We start from the raw sequence: 235 nt of genomic DNA on the forward strand, positions 1-235 counted from the left end.
GCCGTACACCGTGGCGCGCCAGCAGGGCCATGATGGTCAGCGGTCCGCCGCTGCCGCCGGGGGTGGCGCAGTAGGCGAACTCGGCGGACATCACCACCCCGAGGCTTTTGAGGCGGCTCACCTTGTCACGCTGATCGCCCAGCAACAGGCGCAAGCGCAGGGTGTTGAGCAGCCAGCACAACAGGATCATGCCGAACATGATCAGCAGCCATTCCAGCGGGAAGCGTTGCAGCCG

Annotated in this window: 1 protein-coding gene; it reads right to left on the reverse strand. The window is 66.4% G+C overall.

All coding sequences use genetic code 11. The features are described from left to right. Positions 1–235: lysylphosphatidylglycerol synthase domain-containing protein (locus ACCC94_RS30525; RefSeq protein WP_413353275.1), on the reverse strand; the 235-nt coding region annotated here is incomplete at both ends.

It is taken from the genome of Pseudomonas sp. Pseusp97 (assembly GCF_047304025.1).
In the GTDB taxonomy this organism is placed as follows: domain Bacteria; phylum Pseudomonadota; class Gammaproteobacteria; order Pseudomonadales; family Pseudomonadaceae; genus Pseudomonas.